This is a genomic window from Floccifex porci (genome assembly GCF_009696175.1).
GTDB classification, from domain to species: domain Bacteria; phylum Bacillota_I; class Bacilli_A; order Erysipelotrichales; family Erysipelotrichaceae; genus Floccifex; species Floccifex porci.
This window is the reverse complement of sequence record NZ_VUMM01000008.1, coordinates 1-18,620: the sequence shown is the minus strand read 5'-3', so window position 1 is coordinate 18,620 and position 18,620 is coordinate 1. Positions and strand designations below refer to the sequence as shown.

The following is an 18,620-nucleotide window of genomic DNA, read 5'->3' as shown; positions in this document are numbered from 1 at the left end:
TTAAACATTTTTATGGAGGCACTATGGAAAAGAATACATTGAATCAATTGGAAATATTAGCTGCAAAGATTCGTTATGATGTTTTGGATATGCTGCAGCATCGTGGATATGGGCATTTAGGAGGGTCTCTTTCTTTAGTTGAACTGATGAGTGTTCTTTATGGAAAACAGATGCAATACGATGCCACTAATCCAAAATGGGAACAAAGAGATCGTGTTGTATTGTCAAAAGGACATGCTGGACCTGTATGGTATAGCGCTTTAGCAGAAAGTGGATTCTTTGATAAAGAATGGTTATATACATTAAACGATGGAGGAACGAAACTTCCAAGTCATCCGGATCGTACCAAAACACCAGGAGTGGATATGACGACAGGTTCATTAGGACAAGGTACCAGTACAGCCGCTGGAATCGCTACGGCTTTAAAAAAGAGTCATATTGATCGTTATGTCTATTTGATTGTTGGAGATGGGGAACTGAATGAAGGACAATGCTGGGAGGCATTCCAATATATTGCTAATTATAAGCTGAATAACTGTATTGTGATCATTGATGACAATAAGCGTCAATTGGATGGATATACAAAGGATATTATGAATCCATTTGATATCAGTAAAAAAATGGAAGCGTTTGGATTCTTTACTCAGAAAGTCAAAGGGAACGATATAGAAGCCATTGATGATGCCATTAATCAGGCAAAAGAAGTGAAAGACAAAGCCGTTTGTATTGTATTAGATACCATTAAAGGACAAGGAGTTCCTTACTTTGAAAACATGTTTAGCAATCATTCGGTAAAATTTAATACCGATGAAATAAATGATGCAGCAAATGAAGCAAAACAAGCTTTACTGGAATTCATTTCAAAGGAGGAATGCTAACATGTTTAAAGTATTAGAAAATCGGAATCAAAAGGGAAAAATCGATCTGACAGCAAGTATTGCCAATGCGGTTATTGAAGCCATTGAAGAAAATGATAAAGTGGTTCAACTGGAAGCCGATCTAGCAGGTGCCAGTAAAACCAATCTGATTCAGAAAGCTTATCCAGACAATTACATTCAATGTGGGATTGCAGAAGCCAATATGGTAGGAGTGGCTTGTGGAATGTCCAGTGAAGGATACATTCCATTTGTTCATACATTTGGACCATTTGCGACACGTAGAGTATTTGATCAGGTATTCTTATCTGGAGCCTATGCGCACAATACAATTAATATTTATGGATCTGATCCAGGATTTACAGTAGGCCCTAATGGAGGAACACATACAACATGGGAAGATGTGGCTTTAATGAGAACCATCCCTAATGCGATTGTATGTGATGTATGCGATGAAGTACAGGCGAAATGGCTGGTAAAAGAATTTGCGAAAATGGAAGGAATTCATTACTTCCGTGGCAATCGTAAAGCCGTTCGTAATGTATATGAACCAGGTTCTACTTTTGAAATTGGAAAAGGAAATGTTGTAAGACAAGGGAAGGATGTACTGGTAATCAGTGCAGGTCAATTGGTCAGTGATGCTTTGGATGCAGCTGAAAAACTGGAAAAAGAAGGTATTTCAGTGGAAGTTATCGATATGTTCTGTATTAAACCAATTGATTCAGAACTGATTCTTAAAGAAGTTCAAAATAAAAAAGCACTTGTGACATTTGAAAATCATTCCATTACAGGAGGATTATCAAGTGCCGTGGCTGAAGTATTAATGGATGCACAAGTATCCATTCCATTTAAACGCCATGGTGTAAATGAACAGTTTGGACAAGTTGGAACACCAGATTTTCTTCAGAAAGAATTTAAATTAACAGCGGATGATTTGGTGGATTCCATTCAATCTATATTAAAATAAAGGGTGTCATATACACCCTTTTTTAAGATTTGAAAAGTACTATTCTATGATAACAGAAGAACGAACGGTATCTGTTAATATTCTTTTAGCCTGTTCTCTTATCTTATCTTTGTTTATATTTTCGTTTTCGCTCTCATTAATAAATCCAGCCAATCCATAACACAAAAAGCCTGTAATCTGTCTAGGTGTATATTTTAATTTATGGGTATGACTTTCTTCAATGGTGTGAAGTTCTACTGTTTTTAAAACCCGATTGTATAAAATTAAACTTAAATATGGATTTTTATCGGGAGTAATATTTTGAAAAAAATTTGGATATTTTTCAAACAATTCTAATATTGTATCCAGTATATTACAGTAACTTTGAACAGAATTATTTTTTTTATTATTTTCAATCTGTTTTTTCTGAAAGATTATTTTCGCAATTGCGGTATATTCTTCTATTATTTCATCAATGATGGAAAATTTATCATTGTAGTGAGAATAAAAGGTGATACGAGAAATATTTGCTTTTTTACAAATATCAGTGACATTGATTTTTTCAAATGATTTTTCATTTAACATGGAAATCAATGTAGATTTTAATACGGATTTTGTTTTTTTGATACGTAAATCACTCATAAAATTCTCCTTTATTTAGACAAATTAAAAAATCTGTAATGTTTTTTTATTTATACATCTGTTAGAATTATAACACGTGTTAAGTAAAGGAGAAAAGAATATGAATAAAGTTGCTATAATGACAGACAGCAATTCTGGTATTTCTTTGCAGCAGGCAAAAGAAATGAATTGTTTCATGTTGAATATGCCTATTAATATAAATCAGAATACATATATAGAAAATGAAAATATAGAAGTTTCTTTTTTTTATGAACAGCAGGAAAAAGGAGCCAATGTGACAAGTTCTCAGCCTTCTATTGCTTCTTTAATGAATATGTGGGAAGAGATTTTAAAAGAATATGATGAAATTGTTTATATTCCAATGACCAGTGCTTTAAGTGGTTCCTGTCAAAGTGCCATGTCGTTTGCTCAGGAATTTGATGGCAAAGTTCAGGTTGTGGACAATCACCGTATTTCGGTAACTCAGCTATTATCGGTTATGGATGCCTTATCTATGGCTGAAAAAGGATATGGGGCTAAGGAAATTAAAGAGCGATTGGAGAAAGAAGCTTATGATGCTTCCATTTATATTACGGTGGATACATTAAAGTATCTTCAAAAGGGAGGACGCATCACTCCAGCAGTGGCTTTACTGGGATCGATGCTTCATATCAAACCAGTATTAACAATCCAGGGAGAAAAACTGGATACTTGTTCAAAGGCAAGGGGAATGAAATCGGCTTTTCGAATTATGGTGGAACATTTAAAAGAGGATTTCGATACTCGATTTAAAGAAATTGATGAGGATCATGAACTGGCGCTTGGTTTGGCTTATACTTATATGAGTGAGGAAGATATTTCAAAATGGAAATTAAAATTACAGGAGCAGTTTCCAGATTTGCCATTTTACTCTGCTCCTTTAACAATGAGCATTGGATGCCATGTAGGACCAGGTGCTTTGGGAGTGGCTTTAATTGTTAAACACAAAGAATAAGAATCTATGTCTTATTCTTTTTATTTGTGCTAGAATGCTTGTTAGGGAGTGAAAAATATATGAATGAAAATGAAGAAAATGTTGTTCGGGATGCCACGAAATTAGGAAAAGGGAAAATGATGATTTTAGGTATACAACATATGTTTGCGATGTTTGGCGCAACGATTTTAGTACCTATTCTAGTTTCGGGTTATTTTAAACAGGCATGTGGACAGCCATTAACACAAGGATTGACCGTATCGGTTACCTTATTTGCGGCTGGCTTTGGTACTTTATTGTTTCATGTCTGTACAAAAATGAAAGTACCTGCTTTTTTAGGATCTTCTTTTGCTTTTTTAGGAGGATTTCATACCATTGCCAATTTACAGACAGGAATGTATGCCACAATGGGGCCTAATGAAAAAGCAGCTTATGCCTGTGGAGGAATTGTCATTGCTGGATTGCTGTATCTGGTTGTGGCTTTAATTATTAAAATAGTTGGGGTTAAAAAAGTAATGCGCTTTTTGCCTCCTGTTGTGACAGGACCTATTATTATCTGTATTGGATTGTCTTTAGCTTCCAGTGCCATTTCAAATGCCTCTACAAACTGGTTTCTGGCTTTAGTGGCTTTGGGTGTAATTGTCGTATTTAATATCTGGGGAAAAGGAATGTTTAAAATTATTCCAATTTTAATGGGTGTCATCATTGCCTATGGTGTGGCCCTAATCATGAATTCATTAGGTATGAGTAATCCAGATGGAAGTGCCATTATTGATTTTGCCAGTGTTGCTCAGGCAAGCTGGGTTGGATTGCCACAATTTCAGCTATGTAAATTTGATGTGACTTCTATCCTGGTTATGGCTCCAATTGCCATTGCTTCTATGATGGAACACGTAGGGGATATGTCAGCCATTTCGGCAACGGTTGGACAGAATTTTATTTCCGATCCAGGTTTAAATCGCACTTTGATGGGAGATGGTCTGGCTACTGCGTTTGCCGGTCTGATTGGAGGACCAGCCAATACAACTTATGGAGAAAATACAGGAGTACTGGAACTTTCAAAAGTCTATGATCCAAAAGTCATTCGAATTGCGGCTGGACTGGCTATTGCGCTATCGTTTATTCCTAAATTTTCTGCTATCATTTCGACAATGCCAGCGGCTATTATTGGAGGGGTTTCCTTTATGCTGTATGGAATGATTTCAGCCATTGGAGTTCGTAATATTGTAGAAAATCAGGTAGACTTGACAAAATCTAGAAACTTAATTATTTGTGGAGTTATATTTGTTTGTGGTTTAGGTTTTTCTTCTGGATTAACATTTACCATTTTCTCTACATCTATCACATTAACTTCTCTTGCTATTGCTGCTATTGCAGGAATTATCTTAAATGCGATTTTACCTGGAAATGACTACGAATTTGGTACAAATCCAGCTGGAGACCAGAGTCGTGGTGTATTTATAAAAAATTCAGATCAGACTGAATAGAAAGGATACTTTTATGAATTTTAATGAAAATTCAAACATCACAATTTTTAAACATCCTTTGATTCAGCATAAGATTTCAAAATTAAGAGACAAAAACACATCCACAAAAGAATTCCGTCAGCTTGTGGAAGAAATCGCTATGCTGGAAGGATTTGAAGCACTATCCGATTTACCACTTGAACAGGTGGAAGTGGAAACACCACTTGAAAAAACAATGGCTCCTCATATTGCAGGGCCTAAACTGGCAATCGTTCCCATTTTAAGAGCTGGACTGGGTATGGTTTCCGGTATCCTGGCACTTGTTCCTAATGCCAGAGTGGGGCATATTGGAATGTATCGAGATGAAGAAACTTTCATTCCTCATCCATATTACTGTAAACTTCCAAAGCCAATAGATAAAAGACTGATTGTGGTAACCGATCCAATGCTGGCAACAGGAGGTTCTGCAATCGATGCCATTGATCAGATCAAAAAAGAAGGTGGAAAACACATTAAGTTTATGTGTATCATTGCCGCTCCAGAAGGTTTAGAAGCTCTATCAAAAGCACATCCGGATGTAGAAATCTATGTGGGATGTCTAGATCGGGAACTAAATGAAAATGCCTATATATGTCCAGGATTGGGAGATGCTGGGGATCGTATATTTGGAACAAAGTAGCTTCGGCTGCTTTTTTTATTGACGCAATCTGAATAGAGGACTATAATACTTCAAAAATGAACTATTTATTAAAGGAGATATGTATGGATAAGAATATGGATATGGGGTTTCGCTGCTTCTCTATTTACTACAATATGTGTAAACCTGTATGTCATCAATTTAATCTTCCGCAGACAGCTTTTGATATTCTTATGTTTCTTGGAAACCATCCTAAATATAAAACGGCTGGGGATATTGTGCGGATTCGTCGTATTAAAGCCAATCTGGTTTCTATCAATGTAGATAAACTGGTACATGAAGGTTATTTATTAAGAGAAGCAGTTGAAGGAGATCGTCGAAAAACAGGATTGCTGCTGACGGATAAGGCACAATCATTGATTCAAAAAGGAAATGAGATTCAGACATTGTTTATCCAGAATTTATTTGATGGCATTCAGCCTGATGAAAAAGAAATCTTTTTTAAAACGATTCATAAACTGGAAGAAAATTTAGAACATATGAAAGGATGTTGAGTATGGAAATTTTATTAGTGACCTTTTTTGCGGGAATGGGAGCGGGATTGGGAACTGGATTTGCAGGTTTGTCTGCAGCTGCAGTGATCTCTCCTATGTTAATTTCATTTTTAGGAATGGAACCTTATATGGCAGTGGGAATCGCTTTATCCTCGGATGTATTGGCTAGTGCTATATCGGCCTATACATATGGCAAAAATAAAAATCTGGATATTAAAAATGGAATTCTCATGATGATTTCCGTTTTGATTTTCACCGTTGTTGGAAGCTATGTTGCTAAACTGGTTCCATCCAGAACAATGGGAAATTTTTCAGTTTTTATGACTTTATTACTGGGGATTAAATTCATTGTCAAACCTGTAATGACAACAAAAGAAAAGATGAATGAAACCAGTGCAAAGAAAAGAGCCATCCAATCCATTGTCTGCGGAATTTTAATTGGTTTTATCTGTGGATTTATTGGTGCAGGAGGAGGCATGATGATGCTTCTGATTTTAACTTCTGTATTGGGATATGAATTGAAAACGGCAGTGGGAACCAGTGTCTTTATTATGGCCTTTACGGCTTTTACAGGTGCTTTTTCTCATTTTATGATTGGTGGTTTACCACCTGTAAATATCTGGCTTTTATGCATTTTATTCACATTATTATGGGCTCGTATTGCAGCTAAATTTGCCAATAAAGCGGATGCAATTACATTAAATCGAGCCACTGGAATTGTGCTTGTCATACTGGGAATCAGTGTAATAGGATTTAATATTTTAGGTGCCTGATATGAAACGGATATTAAGTCGTATTTTAACTATTTTACCAGCGGTATTATTACAGATCATCTGGTATTTACTGTTATTAAACTGGTTAAATAATATTTTTCCATTTATCAATGAAGTATTATCAATATGTGCATTTATTTTTGTTCTTCATATTGCTTCCAATTATACCGAATCCAATTATAAACTCATGTGGATCTTATTAATTGTTCTTTTTCCAATTTTAGGTGCCTGGCTGTATATTTTATGTGGAGAAACCAGAAGTACCAATCGCTTAAATAAAAATATTGAAAAGGCAAAAATGAATTTAGATGTACATGATAAAACCTCTGAAGAATTAAATGAAAATATCAAACAGAAAGATGAGCATTTATTTCAGACACTGAATACTATATCTAAGAACAATGAGATGCCTGTTCATTATATTAAAGACTGCAAATATTATTCTTTAGGAGATTCAATGTTTCCAGATATGTTAAAGGCTTTAAAAGGTGCAAAAAAATTTATATATATGGAATATTTTATTATTGAAGAAGGCATCTTTTTAAATTCGATGGTGGATATTTTTAAAGAAAAAGTAAAAGAAGGAGTGGATGTAAGAGTTTTATATGATGATATTGGATCTATTTCCACTTATTCTTTACATAATATTAAAGAATTAAATAAATATGGTATAAAATGTATTCCATTTAATCCGGCGATATTTGTGAAATTTCAGTTGAATAATCGAGATCATAGAAAGATGCTGGTCATTGATAATGAAATCGCATTTAGTGGAGGAGTCAATATTGCTGATGAGTATATTAATGTAAAAGAAAAATATGGACACTGGAAAGATATCGGATTTTCGATTACAGGAGATGGTGTCAATAATTATACATTTATGTTTGCTCAGATATGGAATTCCATCAGCAATGATAAAATTCAGATGACGACGAATTTTGAAAACAGGAATGAGCATAATGGATATATCTTATCATATTATGATTCTCCCAGTAATAAAGTACATACCAGCCGTCAATTTCTTCTGGAAACTTTTTACAGAGCCACAAAAAGAATCTGGATCTATACACCTTATTTAATTCTGGATGATTCAGTGGTGGAATGTTTATGTGCTCTGGCAAGAAGAAATGTGGATGTAAGGATAATGATTCCAGGTATTCCAGATAAAAAAATAGTATATCGGTTAACGATGTCTTTTGCCCGTCAATTGTTAAAAGAAGGAATACAGATTTATCAGTATACACCAGGATTCTTGCACGCAAAGGCATGGCTGATCGATGAGGATCTGTGCAGTATTGGAACGGTGAATTTAGATTATAGAAGTCTATTTCTGCATTATGAATGCAATTCCATTTTCTACCAAAGTTCAATCTTTCATTCTTTAAAAAAGGATATGGAACAGACTATGGAAATGTCAAAACAGATGAAGGAAGAAGATTGTAAACAGTCAATTATTAAGAATCTGTGGGATGATTTTTTACGCTTATTTGCACCACTTTTATAACAGTGAAAGTCGAAAACGCTTTCACTGTTTTTTTTCTTGATTAACTGATTTTTTTGTAGATAATGAATGATGTGTGAAGCAGATTGTATCTGCAGGAGGATTATATGGCAGGAATTAAGAAGACAAAAATTATTTGTACAATTGGTCCAGCAAGTGAAAATAAAAAAGTTTTAACCGAAATGGTTAAGTCTGGAATGGATATAATGAGAATGAATTTTTCTCATGGTTCTCATGAAGAACATCAAAAGAAAATTGATTTGATTCGAGAGATTAATAAAGAATTAAATTCAAATGTTTCTATTTTACTTGATACAAAAGGACCTGAAATTCGTACAGGGGATTTTGAAAATGGATGTGTAGAATTTAAAAAGAATACCGATATTACCATTGTCTATAAAGATGTAGTTGGTACTTCCACTCAATTTTCAATTACTTATAAAGAATTATATAAAGATGTACAAAAAGGAACTCATATTTTAGTAAACGATGGAGCCATTGATTTAATGGTAAAAGAAATTGTTGATAAAGACATTGTCTGTCGTTGTCTGAATAGTGGTATGGTTAAAAATAAACGTGGAATTAACGTACCAAATATCAAATTAGGATTTGAGTATTTATCTGAAAAAGATATTGAAGATATTAGATTTGGATGTGAACAAGGGGTTGATTTTATTGCAGCTTCCTTTGTTCGTCGTGTACAGGATATTCTGGATATTCGTAAACTGTTAGCAGAATTCAATCATATGGAGATTAAAATCATTGCCAAGATAGAAAACCAGGAAGGGGTTTCGAATATTGATGAAATCATTGATGAAGCCGATGGAATTATGGTTGCTCGTGGGGATTTAGGTGTAGAAGTACCTGCGGAAATGGTTCCAGCCATTCAAAAAGATATCATTAATAAATGCAATGAAAAACGCAAACTGGTTGTAACCGCAACACAGATGTTAGAAAGTATGCAGAACAGTCCAGTACCAACTCGTGCAGAAGTCAGTGATGTGGCCAATGCGATCTATGATGGAACAGATTGTATTATGCTTTCCGGAGAATCGGCATCGGGTCAATATCCAGTGGAAGCCGTGGATATGATGGCACGTATCGCTTTGATGACAGAATACAATTTTGATTATAAAGGATATTATCGTCAGGCAAAAGGAGCTTGTCCAAAAGATAAATCCGAAGCCATTTGTTTATCTGTAGCGGAAATGGCAACAGAATTTGATGTAAAAGCGATTATTGCCTTTACAGAAAGTGGAACGACAGCCATTAAAATGGCTAAATATAAGCCAAAATGTTTATTGATTGGAGCCACTCCTGTTAAATCTACATTCAATCAGATCAATGCGTACTGGGGTGTACATCCAGTAATGACACGTGAATTTTCATCCGCTACAGGAATGAAAAACATCGCAACAATTATTGCCAAAGAAAATGGATGTAAATCTGGAGACACAATTATTATTACAGGAGGAACACCTGGTCTGCCGGGAGCTACCGATTATTTAAGAATTATTGAAATTCGATAAAATGAAAACTTCTCTTGAAAAATAGAGAAGTCTTTTTTTATACTTAAATAGAGGAGACAATTATGAAACCAGAAAAAAAAGCAAGAGAAATGAGTTTAGAAGAATGGGCTTCTTATATTGATTATAGTGTTTTGAAACCTGAATTTACTCCTGATGAAATTGTCTATTATTGTAAAAAAGGAGTGGAATTAAAGGTTGCTCAAGTTTGTATCTCTCCTGGATATATGAAATTGTGTGAGCCAATCGTGAGAGGTACAAATACAAAATTAGGACCTACCTGTGATTTTCCTTTTGGCAATAGCAGTACAGAATCTAAAGTCAGGCAGGCAAAATTGGCTCTTCAATCCGATTGTGTAGGAGAATTGGATATGGTTGCCAATTTTGGTCTGATTCGAGCTGGATTGTATGATGAAGTATCAAGAGATATTGAAGCGGTTGCCAATGTCTGTCATGAAAAAGGAATTGAATGTAAAGTAATCATTGAAACCGGGGCATTAAATGAAGAACAGATTCGTAAAGCTTGCCATGCGGTTGTCAAAGGGAAAGCGGATTGGATCAAAACAAGTACAGGGTTTTTAACAGGACATGATGATCATGGAGCCACTTGTCAGATTATTCAAATGATGATGGAAGAAGTGGGAAATCAGATTAAAATAAAAGGAAGTGGTCACATTCGCACGCAAGATCATTTCTTAGATTTGATTGATATGGGAATCGATCGGATGGGAATTGGCTATAAATCAGTACCGGTTGTTTTAGGATTGGAATAAAAAAATACCTTCGTATTTTCATACGAAGGTAAATTTTTTTTAGATGTTTAATAAATCAGCGTAAACTTTTAAAGCTCCATCACTGTTTCCAGATAATACTTTTTTTGCCAATACTTTTCCTAACTGAACACCTTCCTGGTCAAAACTATTCAGATTCCATACAAATCCCTGGAACATAATTTTGTTTTCAAAGTGTGCCAGTAAAGCTCCTAAAGCAGCTGGTGTTAACTGTTCTCCAATAATGATACTTGAAGGACGACCACCTTCAAAATTCTTATTTTGATTTGTATCTTCTTTACCACAAGCAAAGGCAACAATCTGCGCTGCTACATTGGCATTTAATTTCTGTTGGCTTGTACTGTTTTCAATATTTACATCTTTTCCGATTTGAGAATTTTTAAATCCAACAAACTGTAAAGAAATAATATCCGTTCCCTGATGTAACAGCTGATAGAAAGAATGCTGACCATTTGTTCCTGGTTCACCAAAGATAACAGGTCCTGTTACATAATGAATTGGCTGTCCAAAGCGGTTTACTGATTTTCCATTGGATTCCATATCACATTGTTGTAAATGCGCTGGGAAACGAGCTAAAGCTTGTGAATAAGGAAGAACAGCTGTTACTGGATATCCCTGAACATTTCTTTCATAGACACCAATTAAAGCATCCAGTAAATCTGGATTTTCTAAAATGTTTTTATTAGTAGCCAATTGATCTTCTTTTGCCATTCCTTCTAAGATCTGCGCAAAGACTTCTGGACCAAAGGCAAGAGACAATACCATTCCACCAACAGCGGATACCGATGAATAACGTCCACCGATATAATCATCCATAAAGACAGCTGTTAAGTAATCTGGACTCTTTGCCAAAGGAGATGTTTCACTGGTTACAGCCAGCATATGTTTAGAAGGATCTAATCCTGCCTGAATCAATGCATCTTTGACAAACTGTTCATTTGTTAAGGTTTCTAATGTTGTACCTGATTTTGAAACAACAATAAATAAAGCATGAGCTAAATCGGTTGCGTTTAATACAGCTGCTGCATCATCTGGGTCTACATTGGAAATAAAACGGGCTTCCATTTTAAATGTCTGATTGGCTTTTGCCCAGTTTTCTAATGCGATATATAAAGCGCGAGGACCTAAATCCGAACCACCAATACCAATCTGAACAACCGTTGTGAATGGCTCACCATTTTCATTCACGATTTCTCCATTGTGAACTTTATTGGCAAAGTCTGCAGCTTTCTTTTGCTGGGAAACGTAGAATTCACGTTTATTGACTCCATCTACAACGACATCTTTTCCTAACTGATTACGAGCTAAATGATGAAGAACCAGACGATTTTCACCTGTATTGATGATAGCTCCATTATATAATTCTTCAAATTTTTCTGTTAATTGGGCTTCATCGGATAATTCCTGTAATGCCTTTAATACTACTTCATCCACTTCTTTTGAAGCATAATTGTAATTTAATCCAGCTGCCATTTCACAGTTGTATTTTCTTACACGTTCTGCTCCATTTTCACCAGATAATTCTTTCTTTACATCTACATGATTTTTTAAAGATTGTAATGTTTCATAAGATGATAAAGAATCAAAATCTTTCCATGATACCATTTTGTAATCCTCCATATAAGTTAAATTTATTATACAACAGTTCCTCTTTTTTTCAATAAAGACAAAAGAAATGGCCCCTACTCTTCTTCTTTCAAGTAAGGACCTCTTACAAAATAAATTTATTTTTCACTCTTTATCTCCTTTCAATTGCTTGCTTAAGTCTTATTGTTGATCTCTTTCTTTATCTGGCTTCATTATAAAACAAAGAATATAAAAAACAATAGATGTGGAAAGATTGGACTCAATAATGGAATACTATGTTATAATGTCTTCATGCGCAATGTAGATATAATCAATGGAAATTTAAAAAAATCATTAATTCAAATGGCTTTCCCCTTAATGATACTAAATGTATTTAATTCTTTATATGGTCTGGTGGATACATTTTTTGTAGGAAAAATAGGAGAATTAGCGGTAGGGGCCATTTCCCTGGTAACACCTGTTTTATGGTGTGCATTAAGTATAGCCAATGGATTGGCAGCAGGCTGTACTGCCATTGTATCTTTTCGTTATGGAGCACAAGAATACGATAAAGCCAGTTCTTATTCCTGGCAGATTCTATATATCAGTTTAATCTTTATTCTGATTCTTACAATTTCTACTTTTGTCTGTTCTGACTGGATCTTAGTATATTTAAAAGCTCCTGTGGAAATCTATAAAGATTCTTTTAATTATTTAAGAATTCTTTCTTTTGATTATCTGGGTTTGTTTCTGATCACAATTTATATGGCCATTATGCAATCGTGTGGAAACAGTAAAAGTGGAATGATTGTAAGTGCAATGGCTTCTATCTTTAATATAATACTGGATCCACTTTTGATTTTTGGCTTTTCTTTAAGTGTAAAAGGAGCGGCTATTGCCACTGTTATATCAAAATGGATCGTGATTCCATATATTTTATATTCTTTATTTCATCATCCTCAGTTAAAACCTTATTTTCATATTCATTTAAAAGATTCATTTGAAATTTTAAAATTATCATTGCCTTGTGCCATTGGTCAGTTTTTAGAATCTTTAGGATTTGTATTAATGAATAAATATATTGTCTATTATGGGGCTGTTGCGATGTCTGGATATGGAATTGGGGAAAAACTAACCAATTTATATAATATTCCCGTCATTGCCTTTTCCAATGTACTACCTGCTTTTATTGGACAGAATCTGGGAGCTGAAAAAAAGGAAAGAGCCAGACAAAGTTATCGATATACAATGTGGATTACAACTATTTTATCTTTTGCACTTCTCTTTATTGGAATTGCCTGGATGAAACCATCAATCTTACTGTTTGTACCGGATGCCAGTTCTTCTTTATTATCCATTACTTCAACTTTTGTGTTCTTTACTTTATTAACTGGACCATTCTGTACCTGGTATTTTAATTTATGTGCTGTTTTTAATGGATCGGGACATACATTTATCAGTTTTCTTTTATCTATATTAAGATTATGGGGAACACGAATTCCTTTGATTCTTCTTTTCTTTCAATATACGGATTTGGGAATTATGGGAATCTGGATCAGTATGCTTTTAAGCAATATCATTACTGGATGCATTGCTCAAATTTTATATTGGATCTATCCCTGGACGAAAAAATAAAAAATAAATTGACCTTGCCATTGTGGTAAGGTTTATTTTTTATTAAGAATAAACACATTGTCCTAAAAGTTTATCCTATTTTCTATAAGTATTTCATTTATAATAAAATCAGGAGGACTAATTCAATGAGTACATCTTTTTCTTTTTTTCAATATGTGATGAATCAGTTAATTGAAATTAAAGATATTTATTACTGTAAGAAATTAGGAAATTATACGATTTATAAAAATGGCATTGCGATTGCTTATTTATACAAGGATCAGATTTTTATTAAGAAAAAAGATGGCTTGAATTTACAGGAATATCAATTCTGTAAAGAAGACAGTCAGTATGTCATTGTAAAAGATATTGAAAATAAAAAGAAATTAAAAGAATTGTTTGAATGGATCTATAAAATGGAAACAAAAGAACTGGAATTGAAAAAGATTCCTGAAAAGGATATGGAAAAAGCAATAATGTTAATATGGGATGTTTTTCTTGAATTTGAAGGATGTGATTATTCGAAAGAAGGTTTGATAGAATTTCAGAATACATTAAAAGAGACACAGAATAAAATATTTTATGGTTCGTATGCTTCAGATGAATTGATTGGTGTTCTGGCAATTCGAGAGTATCAGCACATTTCTTATTTCTTTGTGAAGAAAGAATATATGAATCAGGGAATTGGAAAAAGATTGTTTTATTATATGAGCAAAGATTATGAAAAGAAAGAATTTACAGTAAATTCTTCTTTCTATGCTCATGATATTTATAAACATTTAGGTTTTTATGATATTGATAAACTTCAATGTATAAATGGAATTCGTTTTATACCGATGAAATATGGAGGAAATTATGTTAAAAATTGAAGGATTGACAAAAGTATATGGAGATAAAAAGGCAGTGGATAATTTAGATCTACATATTCAAAAAGGAGAAATTTATGGATTTATTGGTCATAATGGGGCTGGAAAAACGACAACAATAAAAGCCTGCTGTGGAATTTTAGATTTTGATCAGGGGAATATTTATGTGGATGGAATAAATATAAAGAAAGATCCTCTAGGATGTAAATCAAAGATTGCGTATATTCCAGATAATCCCGATCTGTATAATTTTATGACAGGAATTCAATATCTGAATTTTATAGCCGATATTTTTCAGATTTCAAAAGAAATAAGAAAAGAGCGTATAGAGAAGTATGCACAGATGTTTGAAATACAGAAAGATTTAGCTTCTTATATCAGTACATATTCTCATGGTATGAAACAGAAACTTGCTATTATTTCGGCTCTGGTACACGATCCTAAATTGATTATTATGGATGAACCTTTTGTAGGTCTGGATCCAAAGGCTTCTTTCCAATTAAAAAATTTAATGAAAGAGATGTGTTTAAAGGGAAGTTCAATTTTCTTTTCTACTCATGTACTGGAAGTAGCAGAAAAATTATGTGATAAGGTCGCAATCATTAAAAATGGAAAACGGATCGTTTCTGGAACAATGGAACAGGTAAAAGGAGATACTTCATTAGAAGAAGTCTTTCTGGAACTGGAGGAATAATATGTTGAAAGTATTATTGAAAAAACAATTATTAGAATCTTTTTCCTTCTTGTTTTTTGATCATAAAAAAGGAAAAGCTAAATCAAAAGGTGAAAAAATTGGTTTTGGTTTCCTGATGGTTTTTGTATGCCTGATTATGGCTTTGGCCATTGGTATTTATGCAGGTCTGATGGTATCAACCTTTAAAGGGTTGAAAATCAACTGGTTCTATTACTGTATTATGTCTTTAGTATCCATTATTCTGGGTGTATTTGGTTCTGTATTTAGTACCTATGCCAGTCTGTATTTACCAAAAGATAATGAATTGATGCTGTCTTTACCTATTCCTAAAAAAGATTTAATTCTTTCTCGTTTAACGGGTGTATATGTTATGGGTTTTATATATATGGCTTTGGCCTATATTCCATCTATGATTATTGGACAGATTGGTTTTGGATTCACAGTATCCAGTTTTATTTGTCAAATTGTATTAATGATGACTCTTTCTTTTCTTGTACTGGCTTTATCCACATTATTAGGATGGATAGTAGCATTAATCAGTGTTCGTTTGAAAAATAAATCACTGATTGTGGTATTTTTATCTTTAGGTTTTATTGGGATTTATTATTATTTCTATTTTAAGCTGGTATCAGGATTTCAGAATCTGCTTGTAAAAGTGATGAGTTTAGCTGTTTCTTTTAAAGATAAAGGATATATTTTATATGTTTTAGGAAAAGCAGCGGATGGAAATTATGTATATACAGGAATTCTTTTACTGTTGTCTATTCTTTGTACAATTGTTGTTTATGCACTGGTTACGATAGGATTTGATCGTTTGTTAATGATGAATAAAGGACAGAAAAGAAAAGAATACAATGTAAAGAGTATTAAACAAAGTTCTATTTCTAAAACTTTATTAAAAAAAGAATGGCTTCGTTTCTATAGCAGTCCAACTTATATGTTGAATTCAGGAATCGGTTCCGTTTTTACAGTTTTATTGATTGGTGTCTGTATATTACAGAAAGATACGATTTTAGAACTGCTGGTTTTTTTACCAGATGCATCTATGCTTCTGATTGTCAGCATGACAATCATTGGATTTGTGGCTACATCCAATATGATTAGTGCTCCTTCTGTTTCTTTAGAAGGGAAGAATGTTTGGATCGTTCAAACTTGTCCAGTCAAAGAAATAGATATTTTAAAGGCTAAATTCAATCTGCATTTTTTATTTACTATAATTCCACTATTGATTTTAGATGGAGTACTGGCCTGGTTATTATCGTTTTCTATTTTAGAAACTTTATTTATTTTTGTTTATAGTCTGTTGATTGTCACATTCTCCGATTTAGATGGTCTTTATCTGGGATTAAAATTTCCAAATATGGAATGGACAAATGAAACCGCTGTTGTGAAACAGGGAATGGCTCCTTTTGTGGCTTTATTTGGAAACTGGATCGTTGTAGTTGTCATTGCAGGATTGTATTTTTTACTGCGTAAATCTATTTCAGCATATGTATATGCAGGGATAATTTCCATTCTTTTGTTGATATGTATTCTTTGTTTGCGTGCCTGGATCTTTAAAAAAGGAGCAGAAATCTTTAGACATCTATAGAAATTAAAATACAAAATTGATAGAATAGTCACATATAAAAGGAGCTTTGACTATGAATTTAAAAGGAAGGAATTTTTTAACATTAAAAGATTATACAAAAGAGGAAATACGATATCTTTTAAATTTGGCGAAAGAATTAAAAAAAGATAAAAAAGAAGGCACAATTAAAAAACATTTAAATGGAAAAAATGTTGTTTTAATCTTTGATAAGACTTCTACACGTACTCGCTGTTCTTTTGAAGTAGCCTGTTATGATGAAGGAGCCCATGTTACTTTTTTAAATAACTCTCAATTTGGAAAAAAAGAATCGATTAAAGACAGTGCCAAAGTATTAGGTAGAATGTACGATGGAATTGAATTTAGAGGTTTTGAACAGGAAACAGTGGAATTGCTGGCACAATATTCTGGAATTCCTGTGTGGAATGGTTTAACGGATGTGGATCATCCCACACAAACATTAGCCGACTTCTTAACAATTGAAGAACATTTAAATAAACCACTGGAACAGGTAAAATTTGTATTCAGTGGAGATATACGAAACAATGTTTGTTATGGTCTGATGTATGGAGCGGTAAAAATGGGAATGCATTTTGTATGTTTAGGACCTGAACAGCTGCAGATTGATCCGGTTGTATGGGAGTATTGTCAGATTGAAGCGGAAAAAAGCGGAGCTATTTTAGAAGTGAGTCACAATGTGGAAGAAGCGGTTAAAAATGCGGATGTGATTTATACAGATATCTGGGTAAGTATGGGAGAAGATGAAAGTTTATATAAACCTAGAGTGGAAATGTTAAGTCCATATAAAGTGACACAGAAAATGATGGAATTGACGAATAATCCTGACTGTTTATTTATGCATTGTCTTCCTTCTTTCCATGATTTTGAAACACAGGTTGCCAAAGAAAAGTTGGAAACATTGGGACTGGATATCCGTGAAGTGGAAGATGAAGTTTTCCAGTCTGAGAACAGTGTTGTATTTGATGAAGCAGAAAATCGTATGCATACCATTAAAGCAGTAATGGTGGCAACAATAGGAGATTGATATGTTAGAAGTGGGAAGTAAAGCACCGGATTTCACATTACAGGACCAGGATGGAAATCTGCATTCTTTAAGTGATTATAAAGGTCAGAAAGTTTTATTGTATTTTTATCCAAAAGATAACACAGCTGGATGTACAAAACAGGCTTGTGCATATTCTCAATTAAAATCAGAATTTTTAGAAAAAGGAATTCAAATCATTGGTTTAAGCAAAGATTCTGTAAAATCACATAAAAATTTTGAACAGAAACAGAATTTGGATATTACTTTATTATCAGATGAGAATTTAGATGTGATTTCATCTTATGATGTATGGCATGAAAAGAAAATGTGTGGAAAAACCTATATGGGTGTCGTTCGTACAACTTATGTTATTGATGAAAATGGAATCATAATCTTTAGCAATGATAAAGTAAAAGCAGCACAGGATGCTCAAAAAATGTTAGAAACAGTAAAATAGGAGAGTGTAATATAAACCGTGTAAGTTGAGAGCGTACGGATCAACTTCACGGTTTTTATTATTATCTATGCTATGATATAGGAGAAAAAAGGAAATGAATGAAATGGCAAGACAAAAAAGAGACCCT

Annotated in this window: 18 protein-coding genes; 16 read left to right on the top strand and 2 right to left on the bottom strand. The window is 33.6% G+C overall.

Annotated elements, in window-relative coordinates:
• Positions 1 to 23: 23 nt before the first annotated feature.
• Both FYJ50_RS05380 and FYJ50_RS05375 read left to right on the top strand, forming a co-directional pair.
• Positions 24 to 878 (top strand): transketolase, encoded by an 855-nt coding sequence (locus FYJ50_RS05380; RefSeq protein ID WP_154460065.1) that lies wholly within the window; start codon positions 24 to 26, stop codon positions 876 to 878.
• A gap of 1 nt (position 879) precedes the next feature.
• Entirely contained in the window at positions 880 to 1,842 is a 963-nt protein-coding gene (locus tag FYJ50_RS05375; RefSeq protein ID WP_154460064.1) for a transketolase family protein, read from the top strand.
• Positions 1,843 to 1,881: 39 nt separating this feature from the next.
• Here FYJ50_RS05375 and FYJ50_RS05370 read toward each other — a convergent pair whose 3' ends face one another.
• Positions 1,882 to 2,463, bottom strand: coding sequence for a TetR/AcrR family transcriptional regulator (locus FYJ50_RS05370; protein WP_154460063.1), 582 nt, complete (start codon positions 2,461 to 2,463; stop codon positions 1,882 to 1,884).
• 100 nt (positions 2,464 to 2,563) lie between these two features.
• Between FYJ50_RS05370 and FYJ50_RS05365 the strand changes: the two genes are divergently transcribed.
• From FYJ50_RS05365 to deoC, 8 genes are all read left to right on the top strand, one after another.
• On the top strand, positions 2,564 to 3,436 hold the full coding sequence (locus tag FYJ50_RS05365) for a DegV family protein (protein WP_154460062.1): 873 nt from the start codon (positions 2,564 to 2,566) through the stop codon (positions 3,434 to 3,436).
• Between the two features lie 59 nt (positions 3,437 to 3,495).
• Positions 3,496 to 4,902: a uracil-xanthine permease family protein gene (locus tag FYJ50_RS05360; RefSeq protein ID WP_154460061.1), complete on the top strand. Its 1,407-nt coding sequence runs from the start codon at positions 3,496 to 3,498 to the stop codon at positions 4,900 to 4,902.
• Positions 4,903 to 4,915: 13 nt separating this feature from the next.
• On the top strand, positions 4,916 to 5,560 hold the full coding sequence (gene upp / locus FYJ50_RS05355) for a uracil phosphoribosyltransferase (RefSeq protein WP_154460060.1): 645 nt from the start codon (positions 4,916 to 4,918) through the stop codon (positions 5,558 to 5,560).
• 83 nt (positions 5,561 to 5,643) lie between these two features.
• Positions 5,644 to 6,072, top strand: a complete 429-nt coding sequence (locus FYJ50_RS05350; RefSeq protein WP_154460059.1) for a MarR family winged helix-turn-helix transcriptional regulator — start codon at positions 5,644 to 5,646, stop codon at positions 6,070 to 6,072.
• A 2-nt stretch (positions 6,073 to 6,074) separates the two neighbouring features.
• Complete coding sequence (locus FYJ50_RS05345) at positions 6,075 to 6,845, top strand: sulfite exporter TauE/SafE family protein (RefSeq protein WP_205946438.1); 771 nt, start codon at positions 6,075 to 6,077, stop codon at positions 6,843 to 6,845.
• Between the two features lies 1 nt (position 6,846).
• Positions 6,847 to 8,349 carry a cardiolipin synthase gene (gene cls, locus FYJ50_RS05340; protein ID WP_154460057.1) on the top strand — a complete coding sequence of 501 codons (1,503 nt, stop codon included), beginning with the start codon at positions 6,847 to 6,849 and terminating at the stop codon, positions 8,347 to 8,349.
• 104 nt (positions 8,350 to 8,453) lie between these two features.
• Positions 8,454 to 9,875, top strand: coding sequence for a pyruvate kinase (pyk, locus tag FYJ50_RS05335; RefSeq protein WP_154460056.1), 1,422 nt, complete (start codon positions 8,454 to 8,456; stop codon positions 9,873 to 9,875).
• 62 nt (positions 9,876 to 9,937) lie between these two features.
• Entirely contained in the window at positions 9,938 to 10,645 is a 708-nt protein-coding gene (gene deoC / locus FYJ50_RS05330) for a deoxyribose-phosphate aldolase (protein ID WP_154460055.1), read from the top strand.
• Positions 10,646 to 10,684: 39 nt separating this feature from the next.
• On the opposite strand, the gene FYJ50_RS05325 is transcribed toward deoC, so the two are convergent.
• On the bottom strand, positions 10,685 to 12,268 hold the full coding sequence (locus tag FYJ50_RS05325) for a glucose-6-phosphate isomerase (protein ID WP_154460054.1): 1,584 nt from the start codon (positions 12,266 to 12,268) through the stop codon (positions 10,685 to 10,687).
• A gap of 273 nt (positions 12,269 to 12,541) precedes the next feature.
• Between FYJ50_RS05325 and FYJ50_RS05320 the strand changes: the two genes are divergently transcribed.
• The 6 genes from FYJ50_RS05320 to bcp all read left to right on the top strand — a co-directional run bounded on the left by FYJ50_RS05320 (position 12,542) and on the right by bcp (position 18,493).
• Positions 12,542 to 13,864, top strand: a complete 1,323-nt coding sequence (locus FYJ50_RS05320; protein WP_154460053.1) for an MATE family efflux transporter — start codon at positions 12,542 to 12,544, stop codon at positions 13,862 to 13,864.
• 125 nt (positions 13,865 to 13,989) lie between these two features.
• Entirely contained in the window at positions 13,990 to 14,712 is a 723-nt protein-coding gene (locus FYJ50_RS05315; protein ID WP_154460052.1) for a GNAT family N-acetyltransferase, read from the top strand.
• Positions 14,699 to 15,403 (top strand): ABC transporter ATP-binding protein, encoded by a 705-nt coding sequence (locus FYJ50_RS05310; RefSeq protein ID WP_154460051.1) that lies wholly within the window; start codon positions 14,699 to 14,701, stop codon positions 15,401 to 15,403. Before FYJ50_RS05315 ends, FYJ50_RS05310 begins: the two co-directional genes overlap by 14 nt.
• A 1-nt stretch (position 15,404) precedes the next feature.
• Positions 15,405 to 16,994 (top strand): putative ABC transporter permease subunit, encoded by a 1,590-nt coding sequence (locus tag FYJ50_RS05305; protein ID WP_154460050.1) that lies wholly within the window; start codon positions 15,405 to 15,407, stop codon positions 16,992 to 16,994.
• A gap of 52 nt (positions 16,995 to 17,046) precedes the next feature.
• Positions 17,047 to 18,036 carry an ornithine carbamoyltransferase gene (gene argF, locus FYJ50_RS05300; RefSeq protein WP_154460049.1) on the top strand — a complete coding sequence of 330 codons (990 nt, stop codon included), beginning with the start codon at positions 17,047 to 17,049 and terminating at the stop codon, positions 18,034 to 18,036.
• Position 18,037: 1 nt separating this feature from the next.
• A complete protein-coding gene (gene bcp, locus FYJ50_RS05295; protein WP_154460048.1) occupies positions 18,038 to 18,493 on the top strand; it encodes a thioredoxin-dependent thiol peroxidase in 456 nt (151 codons plus the stop codon).
• Positions 18,494 to 18,620 lie beyond the last annotated feature (127 nt).